This window comes from Enterobacter sp. AN-K1, assembly GCF_020971765.1.
Taxonomy (GTDB): Bacteria; Pseudomonadota; Gammaproteobacteria; order Enterobacterales; family Enterobacteriaceae; genus Enterobacter; species Enterobacter hormaechei_C.
The window spans coordinates 3,422,827-3,445,479 of the sequence record NZ_CP087390.1 but is presented as its reverse complement, the minus strand read 5'-3'; the positions used below and the strand labels follow the sequence as shown (position 1 = coordinate 3,445,479).

Genomic DNA, 22,653 nt, shown 5'->3' with positions numbered 1-22,653 from the left:
TCCTTAATTCAGTATCTGGACGGCAACGCCTGGCTGCACGCGCTGCGCACCGTCAGTAATCGCTCGCTCACCGGGCTTCAGGCCGGAGGCAATCTGGAACTGCTGGCCGATCTGTCCGGCGACCTTCAGCGGACGCATTTCGGCTTTATCCTCGGCGTTAACCACCCATGCGAAGAACCCGTGGCCATTCTGCTGTACGGCAGCGGCGGGCAGAGTCAGCACTGGTTGCTCACTTGACGGACGCAGGTAGACGTTCACGTTGCCGCCGGGCAGCAGCTGATGGCGCGGGTTGGCGAACTCGGCGCGCAGCATCACGCTGGCGGTGCGCGGGTCGATGCGGTTGTCCACGGAGGTGAGTTCCCCGCTGATGCGCTGGCCGTTGCTGTCAATCAGCGCCTGCCAGGCCTGCTTCATGGCGCTGATATCCGCATGCTGTCCGGCTTTAGTGGCAAACGCGCCCTCTTCCAGCGCAAAGGCGATGCGGATGGGATCGAGCTGCACCACCTCCACCAGCACACCGCTGGCAGGATTCACCAGGCTGCCGACGTGAAAGTTGCTGTGCCCCACGCGCCCGTCAATCGGTGAGGTAATGCGCGTGTAGTTGAGGGTGACGCTGCGGGTGTCGAGCCGGGCTTTCGCCTGCTCCAGCGCGGCGCTCGCTACGTCGCGCTGCATGCGGGCGTTGTCCACGTCGTGGCGGCTGATGGCGTTGCTGCTGCCCAGGCTTTCGAAGCGTGACAGCTGCTGCTGCGCCTGACGCAGCGTGGCTTCGGCGCTTCTCACTTCGGCCTGCGCCAGACGCAGGGCGGCGCGCGGCTCGGCGTCGTCCAGTTCGAACAACACGTCGCCTTTTTTCACGTACTGCCCGTCGCGGAAGTGGATTCTGGTGATGACGCCTTCCGTACGCGCGCGCAGTTCAACGGTGTGGATAGCTTCAATGCGACCCGGGATCTGACGCTCGGCGGCGTGGGCGGTCTGCTCCACGGTGGCGACACGCACGGGAATGGCCGCGGCGAATGCGGGTGGCAGGGTGCAGGTGAGGAGCGCGAACAGGAGTGGGAATTTCATGGGAGTACCTCGGCGTTGTTTTCCCTCACCCCGGCCCTCTCCCACAGGGAGAGGGTTAGGGTGAGGGCAAAAGGTTATGCAGCCTTACGGAACCTGCGGGTCAGTCGCTTCTCGATTTCGACGACGAAGAACATCACCCCCGCCACCGCCAGCGTCACGAACCAGTAGCGCAGCGGCAGCGCTTCGGTGCCGAACAGCATCTGCATAAACGGCAGGTAGATAATCGCCGCCTGGAGCAGGAACAGTACGCCCGTTACCAGCCAGATCCCTTTGTTCGCCAGCAGGCCGCGGTTCAGGGAGAACCCGTCGGTGTTGCGGCAGTTAATCATGTATACCCACTGGGCGCAGACCAGCATCTGCAACAGCACGGTGCGGATGAACTCCGCGCTGTGGCCGCGTGGGGCCAGCCAGGCTTCCAGCGCAAAGGCGGCGATGGCAATCATGGTGCCGACGAAGGCCACGCGCCAGACGGCGTAGGCGTCCATCACGTGCTGCCCGGTCTGACGCGGCGGGCGGCGCATAATGTTGCGCTCGGCGGCCTCGAAGGCCAGGCCGAAGGAGAGCGTGGCGGAGGTCGCCATGTTCATCCACAGGATCAGCACTGGCGTCAGCGGAATGATGTTCCCCGCCAGCAGCGCAATCACAATCAATAGCCCCTGCGCCAGGTTGGTCGGCATGATGAACAGAATGGTCTTCTTCAGGTTGTCGTAAACGCGACGCCCCTCTTTTACCGCGCTGGCGATGGTGGCGAAGTTATCGTCCGTCAGGACCATGTCCGCCGCCTCTTTGGTCACTTCCGTGCCTTTGATGCCCATCGCGATACCCACGTCCGCCTGGCGCAGCGCCGGGGCATCGTTCACGCCGTCACCGGTCATGCCGACGATTTCGCCTTTGTCCTGCAACGCTTTCACCAGGCGCAGCTTATGCTCCGGGCTGGTACGGGCGAAGATGTCATACTTCACCGCCGCTTCCGCCAGCTCGGCGTCGTCCATCTTCTCCAGCTGGTAGCCGGTAACCGCCTGCTCGCTGTTGGTGATCCCCAGCATCTGGCCGATGCTCATCGCCGTCTGTGGGTGATCCCCGGTGATCATCTTCACGCGGATCCCCGCCTGCTGGCAGGCGTTAATCGCCTCAATCGCTTCCGGACGCGGCGGATCCATCATCCCGGCAATGCCGAGGAAAATCAGGCCGTGACTCAGGTCGTCGTGAGTTAATGCCTGCTCGCCGTTCGCTGGCTTGAACGCCGCGGCGACCATGCGCAGCCCCTGACGCGCATAGCGCTCCATCTCCGTTTCCCAGTACGCGCGGTCAAAGGCTTGCGCACCGTTGCGGGTCTGCTGCTGCTCACACAGGGCGAAAATCACGTCCGGCGCGCCGGTAATCAAAATCTGCTCCTCACTGCCAATCTGGTAGTGGGTGCTCATGTACTTGTACTGAGAGTCGAACGGGATCTTGTTAACCAGCGTGGTCACGACCGGCTCGAGGTGGGCCTTGGCCGCCAGCACCTTCAGCGCGCCCTCGGTTGGCCCGCCGGTGATGCCCCACAGGCCACGCTCGTCCTGAATCAGCTGGCTGTCGTTACACAGGTCGATGGTGCGCAGGTACTGCTCCAGCACAGTGCCCGGCTGGATCTGCACCGGCTCGTCGCTGCCTTCGAGGTAGATGTTGCCCACCGGCTCGTAGCTGTTGCCGTCCACGCGATAGCAGGTGTCGGCGGTGATGATGGCTTTCACCGTCATCTCGTTCATGGTCAGGGTGCCGGTTTTATCCGAGCAGACCACGGTCATCGCGCCCAGGGTTTCAACCGTCGGCAGCTTGCGGATAATCGCCCGCTTGCGCGCCATCGCCTGCACGCCCAGGGAGAGGATAATGGAGATAATCGCTGGCAGACCTTCCGGCACGGAGGCTACCGCCAGGCTAATCAGGGAGAGCAGCAGCTCGCCCATCGGGATCTCGCGGAACACCAGGCTGAAGACAAACAGCGCGGCCATCATCGCCAGAATGATGGCGAAGATCGCTTTGCCCAGCTTGTCCATCTGCACCAGCAGCGGGGTGCGGTGTTTTTCAATGCCCGCCATCATCTGGTTGATGTGGCCGAGTTCGGTCTCCTGGCCCGTGGCAATGACCACGCCAACGCCGCCGCCCGCGCTTACCGTCGTACCGGAAAAGACCAGGTTCGTGCGGTCGCCCAGCGGTAATTCGCCGTTCAGCGGGTTCGTGTGTTTATCCACCACGGTGGATTCACCGGTCAGAATTGCCTCTTCCACGCGTAAATTATGCGCTTCGATTAAGCGCATATCCGCCGGTATACGATCTCCTGCGCGCAACACAATAATATCGCCCGGGACGATTTCCGTCGTCGGGATAGTTTCATGGTTGCCGTTACGAATAACGCGCGCCTCGCTGGAGAGCATATTGCGAATACTCTTCAGGGATTTTTCCGCGTTACTTTCCTGAATGTGGCCAATTAAGGCATTGATTACCGCCACGCCCAGAATAACCAGCGTATCAACCCAGTGTCCCATTACTGCCGTTAATACGGCGGCTGCCAGCAGGACGTAAATCAGGACATCGTTAAAATGCGCGAGAAAACGCAGCCAGCCCGGCTTGCCTTTTTTCTCCGGCAGCGCGTTCGGGCCATGCTTCTGTAAACGCGCCTGCGCCTCGGCACGGTCCAGGCCATTAGCCTGACTCTGCGCCTGAGCAAGCACCTGCTCTACGGTCTGCTGGTACGCCTGCCCGCCTGCGGGTGGCATATTCTGCGAGAAATTTTTTTTGGTCATGGTATTTTTCCTTCAATATCCGGTGGACGGAAGCCGGAATTCCTTTCTGGCTTTAAATAATTCATTTTTAAGTCTTGCGGGTTAAATTGATCTACCGCAATATATTGACTACCCGGTTATTCAAAACTGATTAAAATTATTTCGACGCGTTGATTTTTACAAAATATTTCTAAACCAACACTAAACGAGGAGGAAGCATGTTTGGTATTTATCGCGGACGGCGTCTGGCGTTATACATTGTCGCAGCCATTGTTATTGCGACGTTAATTGGATATAGCACCTATAGCTTTGTAAAATTATTTTCGTGAGAAAGACGTTTATTTACATAACGCGATATTAATTTAATCGCCCCGAAAATATTATCTATTTTCTGTTATTAATTCGCAGAATAACGGTGGCCTTTTACCCAATTTTGCCAGCGGGGATGATATTGCTTTACGTTTCAGGATGCCGGACAATGACATTTTTAACTGACGATTAACATTACGATGAAACACCCGTTAGAATCGCTGCTCACCGCAGGGGGCATTTTGCTGATGGCCCTGCTCTCCTGCCTGCTGTTACCCGCGCCGTCGCTGGGTCTGGTGCTGGCGCAGAAGCTGGTTCAGACCTTTCATATGGTCGATCTGAATCAGCTGTACACCATTCTGTTCTGTCTGTGGTTTTTGGTGCTCGGCGCCATCGAATTCTTTATCCTGCGTTTCATCTGGCGCCGCTGGTTTTCACTGGCGTCGTAAGCCAGTGAGATCGCGCATCCCGTGGATCAGCGCTTCACACCAGGCCGCGTAGTCGTGGCCGCTGGATGAGGGGTGGAAGCTGACGCGGTAGCCTTTATTCCTCAGCACCTGTTCAAAATCCTGCGTGGTGCGATAGATGCCGCCGCCCGGCCCCGTGGTTTCAAACTTCCCGGCCTGTAACCAGAAACGCACCGGATACGGTCGAGACTGTTGGTATTGACGCGTCAGCCAGCCGGGGGCGTCACCTTCTGGAGCCCACCAGTAAGAACCGGAAAGGCTCAGCACGTTGCCAAACAGGCGCGGATAGCGCAGCGCCACCCATGAAGAGGCAATTCCCCCGTAGCTTGATCCTGCCAGTACGGTTTTCTGCCGCTGCATGCCGATGCCCTTCCCCCGCAGCCACGGCAGCAGCTCGTGCGCCATAAAGTCAGCAAAATCCGGGTTCGGCGGCAGCTCGTTGCCGCGACGGGCGTGATCGAGGCTGTCGATAAACACCACGTTAATCGGAGGCAGGTGATGTCGGGCAATCAGACCGTCCAGCACGTTGGCAAAATGGTATTCGTCCTGATAAACCTGTCCGTCGAAAAGGATGAGCGTCCAGCGTGCAGGCTGTGCGCCGCGCGGTTGGTAGATCATCACGTCGCGGGCATTGCCGAGGATGTTGCTGCTCAGCCTCTGGCGGCTCAACGTCCCGTGTAACAGCTGCTGTGCCGTAGCCCGAACGGAGCAGTAGCGCGCCGGGCTGAGATCGAGCAGAGAATAGCGATTCCAGCGATCGGTCTTCTGCTCCCCAAAGCTATTCGGGTTAAGCGGATCGGCCTGCGCGCTTACCAGGATGGCGCGGCGTTGATCGCGGGCAGAGCCTTCAACGATCGGCACATCGGGGGCGAGCTTGTACTGCATCACCGTATCAGCGGGGACCACGTAGCTGCGGAACCAGACGTCGCTGTTGCCCAGGCGGAACAGCGGATCGTGATCCCCCGCCGGCGAGCCGAGAATGAAGACGTTATCCCGCGCGCCGCGCCACAGAAAGGTCACGCGCTTATGGCTCGCATCTACCGGCTCCACCATCGGCGTTCCCTGTCGACGCTGCGCCTGCCAGAACGCCTCGGTACTTCCACCGGCAGAAATGACGTTTGCCAGCGCCTTCAACGTCGGGCTTTCTGGCGCCAGCATCTGCACGCGTGGTAACGGAGAGGTCTCTTTCATCCGCCACTGAAAACGCCACGGCTTGCCAGCTTCGCCGTGTAGCACCAGCGAGGTGTTCTGTTTCACCGGCAGGGCAAACAGCAGCGTGTGTTCCCCGTCCGCAGGACCGTTTTCGATCAGCGTGCGGATGCGACGGTTTTGCCCATCCAGCAGGCGCGCATCCGTCACGCCATGCAGCGTGGCGGAAACGTAATTTTCATCCAGCTCGGGCAGGGAGAAGCAGACTTCGCCGCTGGCATCAAACTTTCCCTGAACATCGCCCTGCCGGGACGACTGCTCGCACGTTGCCGCCACGGCGGGCAGCGCGCCGATCCCCAGCAGCAACCCACTCCATACCCTCTTCATTACCGCTTGTTCCCCAACGAAATTTGTTAACAACGCTAATGCAAATGGTAATAATTTGCAATATCATCAACGGCGTTTTACCGGTGTTTTTATGGCGATAGCAACCAAGGACGTTCAATAAAAATGTTTAAAAATAATAAGATAATGCAGCTCTGGCTGCTGAGTCTGGCGACGACCAGCGTCGCGGCTCAGGCAGAAACGAAAGAAGAAACGATTACGGTGACGCAGGGCGTTACTGAAGAGCCCACTGCGCCCGTAAAAGGCATTGTGGCGACGAAAACGCTCTCCGCCACCAAGACCAGCGCGGAGATCGTGAAGACGCCGCAGTCGGTATCGGTGATCACCCGCGATCAGATGAACATGCAGGACGTCACCTCCGTTTCGCAGGCGCTGCGCTACTCGGCGGGCGTGTTTACCGAGTACCGGGGCTCGTCTAACCGTAACGACGAGGTGTTTGTGCGCGGCTTTAGCTACGTGCCGAAATTCCTCGACGGCTTAAGCTTTGGCGCAACGGCTTCCTCACAGACGGGCACAGTTGACCCGTGGCTGCTGGAGCGCGTGGAGCTGGTGCGCGGCCCGGCGTCGGTGCTGTTTGGACAGGTGAATCCGGGCGGGTTAATCAGTATGACCAGCAAGCGCCCGACGGCGGAGGCCATTCACAACGTGCAGTTCCGCACCGGCAATAACGATCTCGCCGAAGGTGCGTTTGATTTCGGCGGCAAGCTGAGCGACGACGGCCGCGTGCTGTATCGCGTGAACGGTATCGCCCGTACGCAGCATAATCAGGTGGACGATTATAAAGAGACGCGGATGGCGATCGCCCCGGCGATCACCTGGTACCCGAACGATCAGACCCGCTTTACGCTGCTGACCAGCTACCAGAAAGATCCGGATGCCGGATACCGCAACTTCCTGCCCGCGTATGGCACGGTGAAAAGTGCCGACGGGAAGTACATCCCGCGCGACTTTAACGTCAGCGATCCGAATTACAATCAATCCTGGCGCGAGCAGACGATGATTGGCTACGAGCTGGAACACCAGTTCGCCGACAACCTCACCTTCCGCCAGAACGCCCGTTACGCCACCATCAAGCAGAAATATCGTTATCTGGTTTACGCCAACAGCACGGCCAACAGCACGGTGTTGACCCGTCGCGCCCAGCGTGAAGAGCGCACGACCAACGAATTTGGCCTTGATAACCAGCTGGAATATCTGCTGGAGACCGGAAGCGTCAACCACACCCTGCTCGGCGGGTTTGATTACAAGACCAGTAAGGATAAACAGCTGCTGGCGCGCGGGAGCGGCTCACAGTATGACCTCGACTGGACAAACCCGGTTTACGGCGTGAACGTGGATGAAAGTACCTTCAAAACGGCCACCGACGAGCAGCAAAATCTCGACCAGATGGGCCTGTATCTTCAGGATCAGATGAGCTGGAACAACTGGGAGTGGCTGGTTTCCGGGCGCTACGACTGGAGCGAAGTGCGTACCAACGACTTCACCGATAACAGCTTTACGCAGCAGAACGACAGCAAATTTACCTGGCGCACTGGCCTGCTGTACGCGTTTGATTCTGGCCTGTCGCCGTACATCAGCTACAGCACCTCGTTTGAACCGAACCTGCAAACCAACCGTGCGCCGGGCGTCGCGCCATTCAGGCCCACTACCGGGGAGCAGACCGAGATTGGTCTGAAATATCAGCCGGTCGACACCACGCTGATGACCCTGGCGCTGTACGATTTGACTCAGGACAACGTAGCGACCTATAACAGCGCTGAAGGCTGGTTCGAAAATGCGGGCAAGGTGCGTTCGAAAGGCGCTGAAGCGGAAATCCACGCCACGCTGATGGATAACATCAACCTGATTGGCTCCTACACTTACACCGATGCAAAAACCGAAAGCACCACGGTGGCGGGAACTGAAGGCAAAACGCCTGCGCGCATTCCAGCGCATATGGCATCGGCGTTCGCCAGCTATACCGTTCCGGGCGGAGCGCTGAAGAGCCTGACCGCTGGCGTGGGGATGCGCTACATCGGCACCAGCTACGGCGATGCGAAGAACACCTTCAAGGTGCCATCGGTGGATCTGTATGACGCGATGCTGCGCTACGATCTGGGCGAGATGAACCGCAGCCTGAAAGGGGCAAGCGTGCAGTTCAACGTCAATAACGTGGCAGACACGAAGTATGTGGCGTCATGCGCAAGCGATACGGCGTGCTTCTACGGGATTGGCCGGACGGTGACGGCGACGGTGAATTACAGCTGGTAAGCATGGTGCGGTCTGATCCCCTCACCCCGGCCCTCTCCCCAAAGGGGCGAGGGTGTAATCGTCCCCTCTCCCCTTTGGGGAGAGGGTTAGGGTGAGGGGATGTTTTTCAGTGCGCCCGACCGTGGTTTTCTTTGCGATACGCCCCGGGCGGCTGGTTGAAGGTGCGGGTAAAGATGCGGGTAAACGTCTGCTGCGAGTCAAACCCGTAGCGCAGGCAGATATCGTACACGCGCTCGTCTGACTCACGCAGATCGCGCGCCGCCATCAGCAGCTTGCGTTCGCGGATGTAGCGCCCCAGACTTTCGCCTTTGTACTGCATAAACAGCCGCTGTAGATGCCATTTTGAGTAACCCGCATGGCGGGCAATCTCTTCGATGCGTAACGGCTGGTGTAGATTGTCATCAATCCATTCGACAATCGTATCAATGACCTGAGCGGAAATCGTCATACTGCTCTCCCCCTCTGCTTCTCGCTTAAACATTATTCCCACCACTCGCGAAATTGTTGCGTGGTATCACTCACCCGCACGGGCTCGCCCAGCTCCGGCGTCAGCAGCCGGTAGTTTTTATCCTTACTGGCTTTCGCCAGCTGGATCAGTGGATCGTTCCAGGTATGTTTCGCCAGCACAAAACGCCCGTTATGTCCCGGCACGACCGCTTTGGCATTGAGATCTGCCGAGGCCTGCGCCGTTTCTGCCGGGTGCATATGGATGTACTTCCAGTCCTGGTCGTACTGGCCGTTTTCCATGATGGCTAAGTCAACTCCGCCAAACTGCTCGCCAATCGCCTTGAAGTGCGGGCCGTAACCGGAGTCTCCGCTGTAGTAGACCTTTCGCTCTGGGGTGACAAACATAAAGCTGCCCCACAGGGTCTGGTTACGCTTAATGCCGCGCCCGGAAAAATGGCGCGCCGGCAGAACGTGTACCGTCAGCGCATCGCTGATATGCACCGACTGGTTCCAGTCCCGCTCGTCGATAATCTCAGGGTTCATCCCCCAGTAGCGCAGATGCGACCCCACGCCCAGCGGCGTGACCACGCGCTTAACCTTCGGCAGCAGCGCCTTGATGGTGGCGTAATCCAGATGGTCATAGTGATCGTGGGAGATAATCAGCAGGTCGATCTCCGGCATGCTCTCCGCACGCCACGGGTACTCCCCCGCAAACGCTTTATTGAGGAAGGAGAACGGTGCGGCGTAGCTACTCAGAACCGGATCGATCAGGATGCGTTTCCCCGCCAGCTGCATATACCAGGAGGAGTGGCCGAGCCACACCAGTGTGTCCTGTTCAGGCGACAGGCTCGCCAGATCGGTTTTCACCAGCGGCAGCGGCTGCGCAGGACGGGCGTTTTCGGTTTTACGGGTAAGGAACTGCCACCATGCCACCAGCATATTTTGTTGCCCGGTAAAGCCCGGCGTAGGGAGCGTGTTATGGAATTGCCCGTCGCGATAGTGCGGAGAGGCTTCCACTTCAGAGAGCTGCGCACCCTGCGGTGGCTGGCCAAATCCGGCATTCAGTACAAACGGTAAACTGGCAGCTGAAGCAATAATCATGACTAACACCACGCAGATGAATAGAGGCTTTTTCATTTCCTGACCCGCCTACGCGCCCCATCCGATGGTTTGCGCGGGTGATACTTGATTATGAGTGAGTAAGCACTCATTATAGATAGGATGATTACGCCGTCAAGAAGGTTTTCGATCTTTGACATTCCGCGTTGCAGCGTATCAAGGCTCGTGTTTCAATCAGGGCTTTTACAATTGACGGGAGGAAAAATTTAGTGGCACGTCCGAAGAGTGAAGATAAAAAACAGGCCTTACTGGAAGCAGCAACGGCTGCGTTTGCGCAGTCAGGTATTGCCGCCTCAACGGCGTTAATTGCCCGTAATGCGGGCGTCGCTGAAGGGACACTGTTTCGCTACTTTGCTACCAAAGACGATCTGCTGAATGCCCTCTACCTGCATCTGAAGCAGGATCTCTGCCAGACCATGCTGGCGAATCTCGATCGGACCATCACCGAGCCAAAAGAGCATACCCGCAATATCTGGAACAGCTATGTGGACTGGGGCATTCGTAACCCCCTGGCGCATGCGGCTATCCGTCAGATTGGCGTCAGTGAAAAGCTAAACGCCGAAACCGAGCAGGCGGTGAAAGACATGTTCCCGGAACTGCATGAACTGTGTCGTCGTTCGATCCGCCCGGTGTTTATGTCTGACGAGTTTAAGACCTTCGGTGATGCAATGTTCTTATCGCTGGCTGAAACCACCATGGAGTTTGCCGCGCGCGATCCGTCCCGTGCCGTCGATTTTAAAGCGCTGGGCTTTGAAGCCATGTGGCGCGGGCTTGCTGAGGAAGATAACCATGGACAGTAAATCCTTGCAGGAACATGCCAGACGCGTCGCGCTGGAGATGCCTTTTACCGAACATTGCTGGCCGTTTGGCCCGGAGTATGACGTGTTTAAGGTGGGCGGGAAAATTTTTATGCTGATGGCGACGGCTCACGGTCGGGCCCACGTCAGCCTGAAATCCGATCCGGAAAAATCGCTGCTCAATCAGCAGATCTACCGTGGCGTGGAGCCCGGTTACCATCTGAATAAAAAACACTGGATCTCCCTTTATGGCACGGACGACATCACGCCTGAACTGGTCACCGACCTGATTACGGATTCGTGGAATCTGGTCGTTGATAAACTGCCGAAAAAAGATCAGAAGTGGATTCGGCCAGCCTGATTGTTCGTCTCAGACGAACAGAATAAGCGCTCGAATCGCACTTATCTTTTCCCGCTTCGCGCGGTAATCTGCTTTCCTTTCACGCCCGCCCGCGGGCGAATTTCATCACCAGGAGTTGTTATGGATATTATTTCTGTCGCCCTGAAACGCCACTCTACCAAGGCGTTCGACCCAGCCAAAAAACTGACCGCAGAAGAAGCGGAAAAAATCAAAACGCTGCTGCAATACAGCCCGTCCAGCACCAACTCCCAGCCGTGGCACTTTATTGTTGCCAGCACTGAAGAGGGTAAAGCGCGCGTGGCAAAATCCGCGGCGGGCACCTATGTGTTTAACGAACGCAAAATGCTGGATGCCTCTCACGTGGTGGTGTTCTGCGCGAAAACCGCGATGGACGATGCCTGGCTTGAGCGCGTTGTCGATCAGGAAGAGGCTGACGGCCGTTTCGCCACGCCAGAAGCTAAAGCCGCGAATCACAAAGGCCGCTGCTATTTTGCCGACATGCACCGCGTGGATCTGAAAGATGACGACCAGTGGATGGCGAAGCAGGTTTACCTGAACGTCGGCAACTTCCTGCTGGGCGTGGCCGCGATGGGCCTGGATGCGGTACCCATCGAAGGGTTTGACGCCGCGATCCTCGATGAAGAGTTTGGCCTGAAAGAGAAAGGCTTCACCAGCCTGGTGGTGGTCCCGGTTGGGCACCACAGCGTGGAAGATTTTAACGCCACGCTGCCGAAGTCTCGTCTGCCCCTGAGCACGATTGTGACTGAGTGCTAATGAAAATGGGCCGCTGCATGCGGCCCGTTACGTTTTACTGATGACAAGCCTGCGATGCGGATGAACCTCACGATCGTTTCCCCAGGCAAAAGCAATCCAGCGCTCTTCCAGCTCAGCGTAGGAATTTACGGGCGTTAACGTCCACTCTTCTCCCACCGTACCGTCCGCCACGCTAATGCGATAGTTCATGGTAAACGCCCAGTCGATCATGCGCAGCCAGAACCGTTGCCCGTCGCCCGTTTGTTCGCTGTCAGAGACAACGATGTCGTATTCGCTTAGCACCCACTGAAAAAAGAGTTGTGGTAACCCGCTTATCACGCGTTGATGAACGGCACGCGGAGTACGCCACACCATCACCTGCGTGGCGGCACCGTGGGGAAAGGTAATTTCTTTATGAAATTTAAGCTTTACGGCATACGCCGTATAAGGTTTGCCGTCATCGGTGGTCACGAGACGATATTCATCACCATAACGCGATTTCAGGAGCCGGTATCCGACAGGCAGCAGAAACCCCGGCAGATGAAAATCCGCCGTACCTCGTGCCAGGAACGCTTCGGTGTGTTCGACGTTTCGGGAGATAAGGCCGAGTTTTTGGCTGAAATCTGCGGAATCAATCATCAGTGGCGACATTTGTTGTTTCTCATGGCGTGAGTATAGTCGACTTAATCCCTCATCGAAATGATGTCGATTCAGTCGGTTGGTTTAAGTTAAACGCCACCTTATACCTGTCTCATCCGCTTAGCAGAGCCAGCTCTGATTCCCTGAAAGCCCCTCGCAAAAAACTTACTTCCCCTGCTCCGCCAGCCACGCCATCGCCTTCTCCCCTGCCTCATCCACGGGTAAATAGACCAGCAGCCGCGATCCGTTTCGCGGGGCGGAGTACCAGTACATCTGCTGGAGATGAAAATCCCCCAGCTCGGGATGGGTGAACAGCTTGAGCTGGTTCTCCACGCCGCGCACGTCGTTACGCTGGTGCCACAGGGTTTTGAACTCTTCGGACACCGCAAAAAAACGCGCCAGCTTCGCTTCCCAGAGCGGGTCGCCACGGTGCTCAGCCATGGCCGCGCGGAAGTAGGAGACGAAAATCGGCAGCACGTCGTCACGTTTGCCGAGCCGCGCGCGCCACGCCGGATGGGTGAGGAACAGGTAAATACAGTTGCGATCTTCCGGCGGGATGGCGTTGAAATCGACACCCATCAGGTGGCCGAAGCTGTCGTTCCACGCCACGATATCGAAATTCGGTTTCTGAATACTGGCAGGTTTCGGCATCAGGGTATCCAGCAGGCGACGCGTGCCTTCGCTGATCCCCTCGCAGCACACCGCCTGCGGGGCTTCGCCCGGCGGCAAACCGGCGAGCACAAAAAGATGCCGGGCTTCGGTCGGGGTGCATTGCAGCGCTTTTGCGATGGCGGCCATCACCGCGCTGGACGGATTGACGTCCCGGCCCTGCTCCAGCCAGGTGTACCAGGTCACGCCGACATCCGCGAGCATCGCCACCTCCTCCCGACGCAGGCCCGGCGTGCGGCGGCGGCCGCTACGCGGTAAGCCGAGCCGCTGCGGATCAAGGCTTTCGCGCCGGGCACGCAAAAACGCGCCCAGCTGCTTGCGGGTGTCATCCTGGAGAGAGGTGACAGGTTCAGACATCAGCGCCATAACATCTCCTGCATGGTAGTGCCAGTACCAGTATAAGCAAGAACTGGTACCCGTTTATCAGATGGTTGATGCTACGACTCTACGCTGTTTGACGCAATGGAGTCACCATGAATACGTCAGTTGTTTCACCGGGTCGTGCGGGCCTGATATTGCTGTTAACCGGCCAGATGCTGCCGCTGATTGATACCTCAATCACCAACGTGGCGCTGGATTCCATCACCCATTCGTTACACGCCACCGCCACCGAACTGGAGCTGATCGTCGCCCTCTACGGCGTGGCCTTTGCCGTCTGCCTGGCACCCGGCAGCAAGCTGGGCGATAACCTTGGCCGCCGTCGCCTGTTTATGTGGGGCGTGGCGTGTTTTGGCCTGGCCTCGCTGCTGTGCGGCATGGCGGGCAATATCGAACAGTTGCTTGGCGCGCGCATTCTTCAGGGCGCGGGCGCCGCGCTGATCATGCCGCAAATTCTCGCGACGTTGCATGTGACGTTAAAAGGAACGGCACACGCCAGAGCGATCAGCCTGTTCGGGGGTATCGGCGGAATTGCGTTTATCGTCGGCCAGATGGGTGGCGGCTGGCTGGTATCGGCGGACATCGCCGGGCTGGGCTGGCGCAACGCCTTCTTTATCAACGTGCCGATTTGTCTGGTGGTGCTGGCGCTGAGCCGTCGCTACGTGCCGGAAACCCGCCGCGACACGCCGTCGCGCATTGACTGGACCGGGACTGTCCTGCTGACGGCAATACTGTGCTGTCTGCTGTTTCCGATGGCGCTCGGCCCGCAGTGGCACTGGTCGTGGCCGCTGAAGGCCGCACTGCTGGCGATTGTGCCGCTGGCCTGTTTGATGGTGCTGAACGCGCGCAAAAAAGAGCGTGAGAATGCCCACCCGCTCATCGCGCCACGCCTGTTACAGCTGCGCAGCATCCGCTTTGGCGTGCTGATCGGGATACTCTTTTTCAGCGTCTGGTCCGGGTTCATGTTCTGTATGGCGCTGACCATGCAAAGCGGTCTGGGGATGGCGCCGTGGCAGTCCGGGAACAGCTTTATCGCGCTTGGCGTCACCTATTTTATTTCTGCCTGGTTCGCCCCACGCCTGATTGCCCGCTACAGCACCAGCGCCATCCTGCTGACCGGGCTTGCGATTCAGCTTGTCGGCCTGGTGACGTTGATCGCCACGTTCCGTCACTGGGGAATGCAGAATACCGCGCTGACGCTGGCCCCGGCCACCGGGCTGGTGGGTTACGGGCAGGCGCTGATTGTAAACAGCTTCTACCGTATCGGGATGCGCGATATTCAGCCTGACGACGCGGGGGCCGCGAGCGCGATTTTAAGCACGCTGCAACAGGCTGCGCTGGGGCTTGGCCCGGCCATTTTCGGCGCGATTTTGCTGCACGGGCTGCAAAATCATCACGGAGATTATACCCAGGCGGTCAACGTCTTCCTGATGGTGGAAACGGCCATGATGGTGGTGCTGGCGCTGGTCACGCTGCGTATGCGTCATCGTCTGTGTTTACCGGTCGTCAAGGCCTGTCCGGCGACAAAATAAAACTGCCTGAATTTGCATAATAGATCCGCAGCCGCCATTATGGGGCTGCATCAATACAGGAGACGTTATGCAGGAATTAATTGCTCAGGTTGAAGAGTTAGGGATTGAAATTAATCACACCACCTCTTTAGTGATTATCTTTGGTATTATTTTTCTTACGGCCATTATCGTTCATTTTATTCTGCACAAAGTGGTGCTGCGCGCATTCGAGAAACGCGCCCAGGCCAGCAGTCATTTATGGTTGCAGATCATTACGCAGAACAAATTATTTCACCGTCTGGCGTTTACCCTCCAGGGGATAATCGTCAACGTTCAGGCGGTTCTGTGGCTGCAAAAAGGCAGCGAAGCGGCGGAATTACTCACCACCTGCGCGAAATTGTGGGTGATGGTTTATGCCCTGCTCTCCTTCTTCTCGTTGCTGGACGTGATTTTCAATCTGTCGCAGAAAATGGCTACCGCCTCGCAGCTGCCGCTGAAGGGGATATTCCAGGGCGTTAAGCTGGTGAGTGCCATTCTGGTGGGGATACTGATTATCTCCCTGCTGATCGGTCAGTCACCCGCCATTCTGATAAGCGGCCTGGGTGCGATGGCTGCCGTTCTGATGCTGGTCTTTAAAGACCCGATACTGGGCTTAGTGGCGGGCATTCAGCTCTCCGCCAACGACATGCTCAAGCTCGGCGACTGGCTGGAGATGCCGAAGTACGGCGCCAACGGCACGGTGACCGACATCGGCCTGACCACCGTTAAAGTGCGCAACTTCGATAACACCATCACCACCATCCCGACCTGGGCGCTGGTGTCCGATGCGTTCATCAACTGGAGCGGCATGTCCGCCTCCGGTGGTCGCCGCATCAAGCGTAGCCTGAATATCGATACCACCAGCATTCATTTCCTCGACGAGCAGGAGCAGCAGAAACTGATTCAGGCGAAACTGCTGAAGCCGTATCTGGCGGCGCGTCATGAGGAAATTAACCTGTGGAATCAGCAGAACGGCGAAGGGGAATCGGTATTAAACCTGCGCAAGATGACCAATATCGGCACCTTCCGTGCCTACCTGAATGAATATCTGCGTAACCACCCGCGCATTCGCAAAGATATGACGCTGATGGTGCGCCAGCTCGCGCCGGATGCCAACGGGCTGCCGATTGAAATATATGCCTTTACCAACACGGTGATCTGGGCGGAATACGAAGATATTCAGGCCGACATCTTCGATCATATTTTCGCGGTGGTAGATGAATTTGGCCTGCGTATTCACCAGTCGCCAACCGGAAACGATATTCGCTCGCTGGCTGGCGTCATCGCCAGATAATCAGGAGCTGGCGCGGGAAATAAAGCGCCAGTCCATCATGACCCTTTCCGTGGGCGCATCCGGGTTGTCGATCTTATTTAACAGCAGATTGACCGCCTTGCGCCCGATATCCCGCGACGGCTGTTCAATAGTGGTGAGTGAAATCATCTCCGCCAGCTCAGTGCCGTCAAAGCCGACCACCGCGATATCTTCTGGCACCCGCAGCCCTGCCTGCTGAATGGCGCGCAGCGCCCCCGCCGCCAGCGTATCGGAAACGGCAAACACCGCATCCGGCGGGTTTGCTTTTAACAGGTTTTGCATCGCCGCCATGCCCGCACCGGAGCTGAGCTCACTGGCGTACTCCACCGCCTGATAGTCCAGATCCCGCAGGTGTATGACGCTCTTATAGCCGCGCTCGCGCAGACGGGCATATTTGTAGCTGAGGTCGTGGTTGATGAGCGCAATGCGTTTGCGTCCCCCGTCGGCAAGCTGGCTGACAACGTGCTGGGAGGCATCAACATCATTAATCCCCACGCAGGAGACCGCGCCCGCATCGGCGTATTCAGCGCACTGCACCCACGGCGCGTTGCCAATCAGCGCGGCCAGCTCCGGCAGTTTCGAGAACGCATCCATGGTGATAATGCCGTCGACGATTTTGCCGGAGAGCAGGCTTAAGCCCGAGCGGGAGCGCTCAATATCCGAGCCGGAGTTGCACAGCAGAATGCGATAGCCGTTCTTTTCTGCCTCGGCTTCAATGCCCTTCACCACTTCGGCGCAGAACGGGTTGGCGATGTTCGAGACCATCACCAGGATCATATAGCTGCGGGCAGTGCGCAGCTGACGCGCCAGCAGATTGGGCTGATAGTTACTCTCCTGGATCGCCTGCAAAACGCGCTCGCGGTTTTTCGCCTTCACGGTATCGCTGTTATTCAGTACGCGGGAGACCGTTGCCACGGATACCCCGGCCAGTTGAGCGATTTTCTGAATTGACATAGCGACGATACATCCTGCGGTTAGCGTTTTGTGCAGGCTACCATAAATTGGTTGCCCGGCGAACCGGGCAATGCGTCAGTATTCCACGCGCACCCAGCGCTGCTGCTGATGACTTTTCATAATCGCATCAATGATATACATCACACAGGCGCCATCGTGGAAGGTGGCAAACTGCGGATTATCCGGCATCGCGCCCGCCTGCACGGCACGGTAAAACTGCGCCATCATATTTTTAAAGGCATCCGGCCAGCCTTCAATGTGCCCGCCGGGGAAGTGGGCGCTGTCGGCCACGTCACGGTTCATCAGGCCCGGATCGTCGCTGAGCGTCTGGTTTGCCCTGGCGCGATGGCCGATCCACAGCTGCTGCGGGATTTCCTGATCCCACGCCACCGACTGCTCGCTGCCGTTAATTTCAAAGGTCAGGCGATTTTTTCGCCCCGCGCTCACCTGCGAGACGCTAAAGCTGCCCTTGCTGCCGTCGTCAAAGCGGAACAGCACCGAGCCAAAGTCTTCGGTGGTGACCGGTTTGTCTTCATACTCCGCCTGCTCGTCATGGGAGAAGGTCTGATGACCGCCCACGCTGGCCTTGCGCGTCGGCCAGACGGTGGATAAATCAGCCATCACCCCGGTAATGCGCCTGCCGGTCACATACTGTACCGTATCGCACCAGTGGGAGCCGATATCCGCCACCGCCCGCGACGCGCCGCCGAGTGCGGCATCAACCCGCCAGTTGTAGTCGGTTTCCAGCAGCATCCAGTCCTGTAAATAGCTGCCGTGCGAAGCAAACAGCCGCCCGAGGCTGCCCGCACGCATCATGCTCGCCGCCTGGCGCACCATCGCAAACTGGCGATAGACAAAACTCACGCCATGCACCACGCCCGCCTGCTCCGCCAGCGCCACCAGCTCGCGCGCCTCGTCCGGCGTCATGCACAGCGGCTTTTCGGAAAACACATGCTTGCCCGCGCGCAGGATCTGGCGGTTAATCTCCGCGTGCAGGTGGTTCGGCGTGCAGTTGTGCACCGCGTGCAAATCAGGGAGCGCGAGCAGTTCCTCCACGCTGGCACAGGCGTGCGGCACATTGAGCTGGCGCGCCTTTTCCTGCGCCTTAACGAGCGAGCCGTCACAGAGCGCGACCACCTGCACAAACCCGAGACGCCTGAGCGCCTCGATATGCGCCGGGCCAATAAACCCGCTGCCGATAATCCCGACGTTAATCATGGCTGCCCCCTGCGGCGAAATCATCAAACGCCCGTCCGGAAACCGGGATGATATTACGGCGGATAAATTCGCTGCCCTCACGCGCGCCGGCATCGCCATCCTTCAGGCAGCACTCCCACTCCAGCACCGCCCAGCCGTCGTAGTCGTACTGGGTCAGCTTGCTGAAAATGCCCTTAAAGTCGATCTGTCCGTCGCCGGGCGAGCGGAAGCGTCCGGCGCGGTTGATCCACGGCTGGTAGCCGCCGTAGACGCCGCTGCGCCCGCTGGGGCGGAACTCGGCGTCCTTCACGTGGAACGCTTTAATGCGCGCGTGGAAGATATCGATAAAGGCCAGATAGTCCATCTGCTGGAGCAGCATATGGCTTGGATCGTAGAGAATATTACAGCGCGGATGGTTATCGACCAGCGCCAGAAAACGCTCGAAGGTGACGCCGTCGTGCAGATCTTCCCCCGGATGCAGCTCAAAGCAGACGTCCACGCCCTGCTCGTCGAAGGTATCCAGAATCGGCCGCCAGCGGGTTGCCAGCGCCTGGAACGCCTCCTGAAAGCGCTGCTCGTTGTGCGGCGGCCACGGATAGAAAAACGGCCAGGCCAGCGATCCGGAGAAGGTGGCGTGCGCTTTCAGGCCTAACCTGGCCGAGGCGACCGCCGCCTGCTTCAGCTTTTCCGTCGCCCACGCCTGACGCGCCGCCTCGTTACCGCGCACGGAAGCAGGGGCGAAATGGTCAAACGCCTCGCTGTAAACCGGGTTTACCGCAACAAGCTGCCCTTCCAGATGGGTCGACAGCTCGCTGATGACCAGCCCATGCGCGGCCAGCTTGCCCGCGATTTCATCGCAGTAGGCCTGACTCTCTGCGGCTTTCTCCACATCAAAGATATGCGGATGGTTGCAGGGGATCTGCACCGCTTTGTAACCCTTCCCCGCCGCCCATCCTGCCAGCCCGTCGAGCGTGTTGAAGGGCGCTTCCCCGCCAATAAACTGCGACAGAAAAATGCCCGGTCCTTTCATTGTCCTCATACCACCTCCTGAACGTTACGCCTTGTCATCGTCATACTTAAACGTGAGAAGGAAAATCAGCGCGATCGCCGCGGCAGCCACCGCCGGGATCCACCAGAATGTGACCCACGCCTGCGGCACGGTCTGTCCTGCCACCAGGCGGTTGTAGAGCGCGCCGGAAATCTGCGAGCCGAGCAGCATGCCGATGCCGTAGGTGAACATCACGATCATGCTCTGCGCCTGACCTTTCACCTTTTCGCCCGCCACGCGGTCGGTATAGATAAAGCCGACGACAAAGAAGAAATCGTAGCAGACGCCGTGGAGCAGAATGCCGAGATACAGCAGAATGCGCCCCTCCTCGCTGACGCCCAGCGCGAACATGGCATAACGCACGAACCATGCCAGCATGCCGATCAGCAGCATATATTTCACGCCCAGGCGGCGGAACAGCAGAGGGATAATCAGCATGAAGACGATCTCAGACATCTGCCCGAAGGACATGGCGGTGCTGACGTCGGCAATCCCGGCATCCGCCAGATACGAGGCGGTGTAGGCGTAGTAGGTACCGAGCGGGACGGAGATCAGCATCGCGCAGACGGAGAAGACGAAGAAGTGGCGGGTTTTGAGCAGCGCGAAGGCGTCCGCGCAGAAGAGATCCCGCACCTTTACCGGCAGGCCTTTCGCTGGCGCGGGCGTGTGCGGCAGCGTCAGGCTGTAGAGCGCCAGCAGCACGGAGCTTATCGCCGCCACCTGGAAGATGGTGACGCTGGACGCCACGCCGGTGACGCCGATGAAAATGCCCGCCGCGATCCAGCCGATGGTGCCGAACACGCGCACTACCGGGAAGGTTTTATCCACGTTCGCCAGGCTGTGAAACGCAATGTTGTTGGTCAGCGCCAGCGTCGGCATATAGCAGAGCGTGTAGCCAAACAGCAGGCCAATCAGCAGCGCGCCGTTCTCGGCAATCAGCGCCCCCGGCACGAACCAGAGGATCGCCGCGCCCGCGAGGTGCATCACCGCCATCACCTTCTGCGAGGCAAAGAAGCGGTCCACCAGCATCCCGAGCACGAACGGCGAAAGAATGGAAGCGATGGGTCCGGCAGAGAACGCGTCGCCAATCAGCAAAGACATGTTGTGCCGGGTCATCACCAGGCCAAGCGTGACCGACCAGCTACCCCAGATAAAAAATTGCAGAAACATCATCAACGACAGACGCGGCACCAGCAGCCGGTGCTGCGCTATCGCCTTTTCACTACTCTCAGTTGACACCATGATAAGCCTCACCCGGAAAAAGTAATCGATTACAAATTCGTTCAAATGAAAAGTAATCGATTACAAAATAAAGATCCTGTGGATCAAAACAGAATTGGGAGGGGAGTCACGATAAAGGTGAAGGGGAGGTGCCGGGTGACGGCTGCGCCTTACCCGGCCTACTAAATAACGTCCCCGAACATGTAGGCCCGGTAAGCGCTGCGCCACCGGGCGTGAAGGCGGGCAGTGTGGTGCGGTCTGGTTTGGTGCGGTCTGGTGCCCTCACCCCGGCCCTCTCCCACAGGGAGAGGGTGCAAATACTAAAAACGGCAACCAGGTTGCCGTTTTGCTTTTACCTTCGTGAAAGCTTAAACGCGATAAACAGGAACACCACCCACACCGGCAGCAGCATCGCTGACAGGCGCATCTCATCCATGGTGCACATCAGCACCAGAATCAGCCCGAGGAAGGCGATACAGAGGTAGTTCCCCGCAGGATAGAGCAGCGCTTTAAACTGGGTCTCGCGCCCTTTGCGGCGCATTGCCGCGCGGAAGCGCAGGTGCGCCAGGCAGATCATGATCCAGTTCAGCAGCAGCGTGGCGACAACCAGCGCCATCAGCAGGCCAAACGCCTCTTTCGGCAGCAGATAGTTAATCAGCACCACCAGCGAGGTGATAGCGCCAGAAAGGAACAGCGAATTGATCGGCACGCCGCGACGGCTGACGCGGGTGAGGAACTTCGGCGCGTTGCCCTGTACGGAGAGGCCAAACAGCATGCGGCTGTTGGAGTAAACCCCGCTGTTGTAAACCGACAATGACGCCACGAGAATGACGAAGTTCAGCGCCGAAGCCACCACGTTGCTGTTCAAATCGTGGAAAATCATCACGAACGGACTACTGTCAGATTTCACTTCCACCCACGGATAGAGCGCCAGCAGCACCACCAGCGAGCCGATATAGAACAGCAGGATACGGTACACCACCTGGTTGACTGCTTTCGGAATGCTTTTGTGCGGATCGCGCGCTTCAGCCGCGGTGATGCCAATCAGCTCCAGCCCGCCGAAGGAGAACATAATGACCGCCAGCGACAGGATCAGCCCTTTCCAGCCGGTCGCCAGAAAGCCGCCGTGCTGCCACAGGTTGTCGATGCTTGCACGCTCGCCGCCGTGACCGGAGAACAGCAGCCACAGGCCAAAGCCGATCATGCCAATAATCGCCAGCACCTTGATGAGCGCAAACCAGAACTCGGTCTCGCCATACAGGCGCACGTTCACAAGGTTAACGGCGTTAATGATGATGAAGAAGGCCGCGGCCCAAATCCAGGTCGGCACGTCCGGAAGCCAGTACTGCATATAGATGCCAGCGGCGGTCAGCTCTGCCATGCCCACCAGCACGAACATCACCCAGTAGTTCCAGCCGGAGAGGAAGCCTGCGAACGGCCCCCAGTATTTATAGGCAAAATGTGCGAAGGAGCCGGACACCGGCTCTTCAACGACCATCTCGCCGAGCTGGCGCATGATCAGGAAGGCGATAATCCCGGCGAGAGCGTAACCCAGCAGAACCGCCGGGCCAGCCATTTGGATGGCGGGGCCGATGCCGAGAAACAGCCCGGTACCGATCGCGCCGCCAAGGGCAATTAACTGAATATGTCGATTTTGCAAACCACGTTGCAGCGTCGGACTCTGATCCGACGAAGCTTCAGCGCTACCATGGCCTGAAGCGGATGACGCGTCTTTCACGCCCTACCCCTGTCTCTTTTTTAGAAGGGGCACGTTTTAACACTTCATGCTGGTGGTAGC

General features: G+C 58.3%; 19 protein-coding genes. 7 read left to right on the top strand and 12 right to left on the bottom strand.

Annotation, left to right across the window (positions count from 1 at the left end; translation table 11 throughout):
* Positions 1-3: 3 nt before the first annotated feature.
* A complete protein-coding gene (locus LOC22_RS16360; protein ID WP_039271407.1) occupies positions 4-1,068 on the bottom strand; it encodes an efflux RND transporter periplasmic adaptor subunit in 1,065 nt (354 codons plus the stop codon).
* 74 nt (positions 1,069-1,142) lie between these two features.
* Complete coding sequence (locus LOC22_RS16355; RefSeq protein ID WP_017382547.1) at positions 1,143-3,851, bottom strand: cation-transporting P-type ATPase; 2,709 nt, start codon at positions 3,849-3,851, stop codon at positions 1,143-1,145.
* Between the two features lie 488 nt (positions 3,852-4,339).
* Here LOC22_RS16355 and LOC22_RS16350 point away from each other — a divergent pair, with 488 nt between their 5' ends.
* The gene (locus LOC22_RS16350) at positions 4,340-4,588 is read left to right on the top strand and encodes a DUF1158 domain-containing protein (RefSeq protein ID WP_003858875.1); all 249 of its coding nucleotides are present in this window, start codon (positions 4,340-4,342) and stop codon (positions 4,586-4,588) included.
* Here the strand turns inward: LOC22_RS16350 and LOC22_RS16345 are convergent.
* Positions 4,574-6,142, bottom strand: a complete 1,569-nt coding sequence (locus tag LOC22_RS16345) for an alpha/beta hydrolase-fold protein (protein ID WP_062938173.1) — start codon at positions 6,140-6,142, stop codon at positions 4,574-4,576. The two genes, LOC22_RS16350 and LOC22_RS16345, sit on opposite strands and share 15 nt — an antisense overlap.
* Before the next feature lie 123 nt (positions 6,143-6,265).
* Between LOC22_RS16345 and LOC22_RS16340 the strand changes: the two genes are divergently transcribed.
* Positions 6,266-8,410, top strand: coding sequence for a TonB-dependent siderophore receptor (locus LOC22_RS16340; RefSeq protein WP_064489830.1), 2,145 nt, complete (start codon positions 6,266-6,268; stop codon positions 8,408-8,410).
* Between the two features lie 106 nt (positions 8,411-8,516).
* Here the strand turns inward: LOC22_RS16340 and LOC22_RS16335 are convergent, their stop codons facing one another.
* Positions 8,517-8,858, bottom strand: a complete 342-nt coding sequence (locus LOC22_RS16335; RefSeq protein WP_003858880.1) for a RamA family antibiotic efflux transcriptional regulator — start codon at positions 8,856-8,858, stop codon at positions 8,517-8,519.
* A gap of 32 nt (positions 8,859-8,890) precedes the next feature.
* Positions 8,891-9,994: a RomA family MBL fold metallo-hydrolase gene (locus tag LOC22_RS16330; RefSeq protein WP_062932253.1), complete on the bottom strand. Its 1,104-nt coding sequence runs from the start codon at positions 9,992-9,994 to the stop codon at positions 8,891-8,893.
* A gap of 191 nt (positions 9,995-10,185) precedes the next feature.
* Between LOC22_RS16330 and LOC22_RS16325 the strand changes: the two genes are divergently transcribed.
* The 3 genes from LOC22_RS16325 to nfsB all read left to right on the top strand — a co-directional run bounded on the left by LOC22_RS16325 (position 10,186) and on the right by nfsB (position 11,908).
* Positions 10,186-10,776 (top strand): TetR/AcrR family transcriptional regulator, encoded by a 591-nt coding sequence (locus LOC22_RS16325; RefSeq protein WP_003858882.1) that lies wholly within the window; start codon positions 10,186-10,188, stop codon positions 10,774-10,776.
* A complete protein-coding gene (locus LOC22_RS16320) occupies positions 10,766-11,134 on the top strand; it encodes an MmcQ/YjbR family DNA-binding protein (protein ID WP_003858883.1) in 369 nt (122 codons plus the stop codon). Before LOC22_RS16325 ends, LOC22_RS16320 begins: the two co-directional genes overlap by 11 nt.
* Positions 11,135-11,254: 120 nt before the next feature.
* Complete coding sequence (gene nfsB, locus LOC22_RS16315; protein ID WP_003858884.1) at positions 11,255-11,908, top strand: oxygen-insensitive NAD(P)H nitroreductase; 654 nt, start codon at positions 11,255-11,257, stop codon at positions 11,906-11,908.
* Positions 11,909-11,935: 27 nt separating this feature from the next.
* On the opposite strand, the gene LOC22_RS16310 is transcribed toward nfsB, so the two are convergent.
* A complete protein-coding gene (locus LOC22_RS16310) occupies positions 11,936-12,538 on the bottom strand; it encodes a hypothetical protein (RefSeq protein WP_063133759.1) in 603 nt (200 codons plus the stop codon).
* Between the two features lie 153 nt (positions 12,539-12,691).
* The gene (locus LOC22_RS16305) at positions 12,692-13,561 is read right to left on the bottom strand and encodes a helix-turn-helix transcriptional regulator (RefSeq protein WP_045334174.1); all 870 of its coding nucleotides are present in this window, start codon (positions 13,559-13,561) and stop codon (positions 12,692-12,694) included.
* Positions 13,562-13,668: 107 nt separating this feature from the next.
* On the opposite strand from LOC22_RS16305, the gene LOC22_RS16300 reads away from it, so the two are divergent.
* Together LOC22_RS16300 and LOC22_RS16295 are read left to right on the top strand one after the other, a co-directional pair.
* Positions 13,669-15,105, top strand: a complete 1,437-nt coding sequence (locus LOC22_RS16300) for an MFS transporter (protein ID WP_230239050.1) — start codon at positions 13,669-13,671, stop codon at positions 15,103-15,105.
* 67 nt (positions 15,106-15,172) lie between these two features.
* A complete protein-coding gene (locus LOC22_RS16295) occupies positions 15,173-16,417 on the top strand; it encodes a mechanosensitive ion channel family protein (protein WP_015571212.1) in 1,245 nt (414 codons plus the stop codon).
* Here LOC22_RS16295 and LOC22_RS16290 read toward each other — a convergent pair whose 3' ends face one another.
* The 5 genes from LOC22_RS16290 to pheP form a co-directional block, all read right to left on the bottom strand.
* Positions 16,418-17,389: a LacI family DNA-binding transcriptional regulator gene (locus LOC22_RS16290; RefSeq protein WP_015571213.1), complete on the bottom strand. Its 972-nt coding sequence runs from the start codon at positions 17,387-17,389 to the stop codon at positions 16,418-16,420.
* A gap of 75 nt (positions 17,390-17,464) precedes the next feature.
* Entirely contained in the window at positions 17,465-18,607 is a 1,143-nt protein-coding gene (locus tag LOC22_RS16285) for a Gfo/Idh/MocA family protein (RefSeq protein ID WP_230239049.1), read from the bottom strand.
* On the bottom strand, positions 18,600-19,625 hold the full coding sequence (locus LOC22_RS16280; RefSeq protein WP_230239048.1) for a sugar phosphate isomerase/epimerase family protein: 1,026 nt from the start codon (positions 19,623-19,625) through the stop codon (positions 18,600-18,602). Before LOC22_RS16280 ends, LOC22_RS16285 begins: the two co-directional genes overlap by 8 nt.
* Before the next feature lie 15 nt (positions 19,626-19,640).
* Positions 19,641-20,876 carry an MFS transporter gene (locus LOC22_RS16275; RefSeq protein ID WP_230239047.1) on the bottom strand — a complete coding sequence of 412 codons (1,236 nt, stop codon included), beginning with the start codon at positions 20,874-20,876 and terminating at the stop codon, positions 19,641-19,643.
* Positions 20,877-21,207: 331 nt separating this feature from the next.
* On the bottom strand, positions 21,208-22,593 hold the full coding sequence (pheP, locus tag LOC22_RS16270) for a phenylalanine transporter (protein WP_032668731.1): 1,386 nt from the start codon (positions 22,591-22,593) through the stop codon (positions 21,208-21,210).
* Positions 22,594-22,653 lie beyond the last annotated feature (60 nt).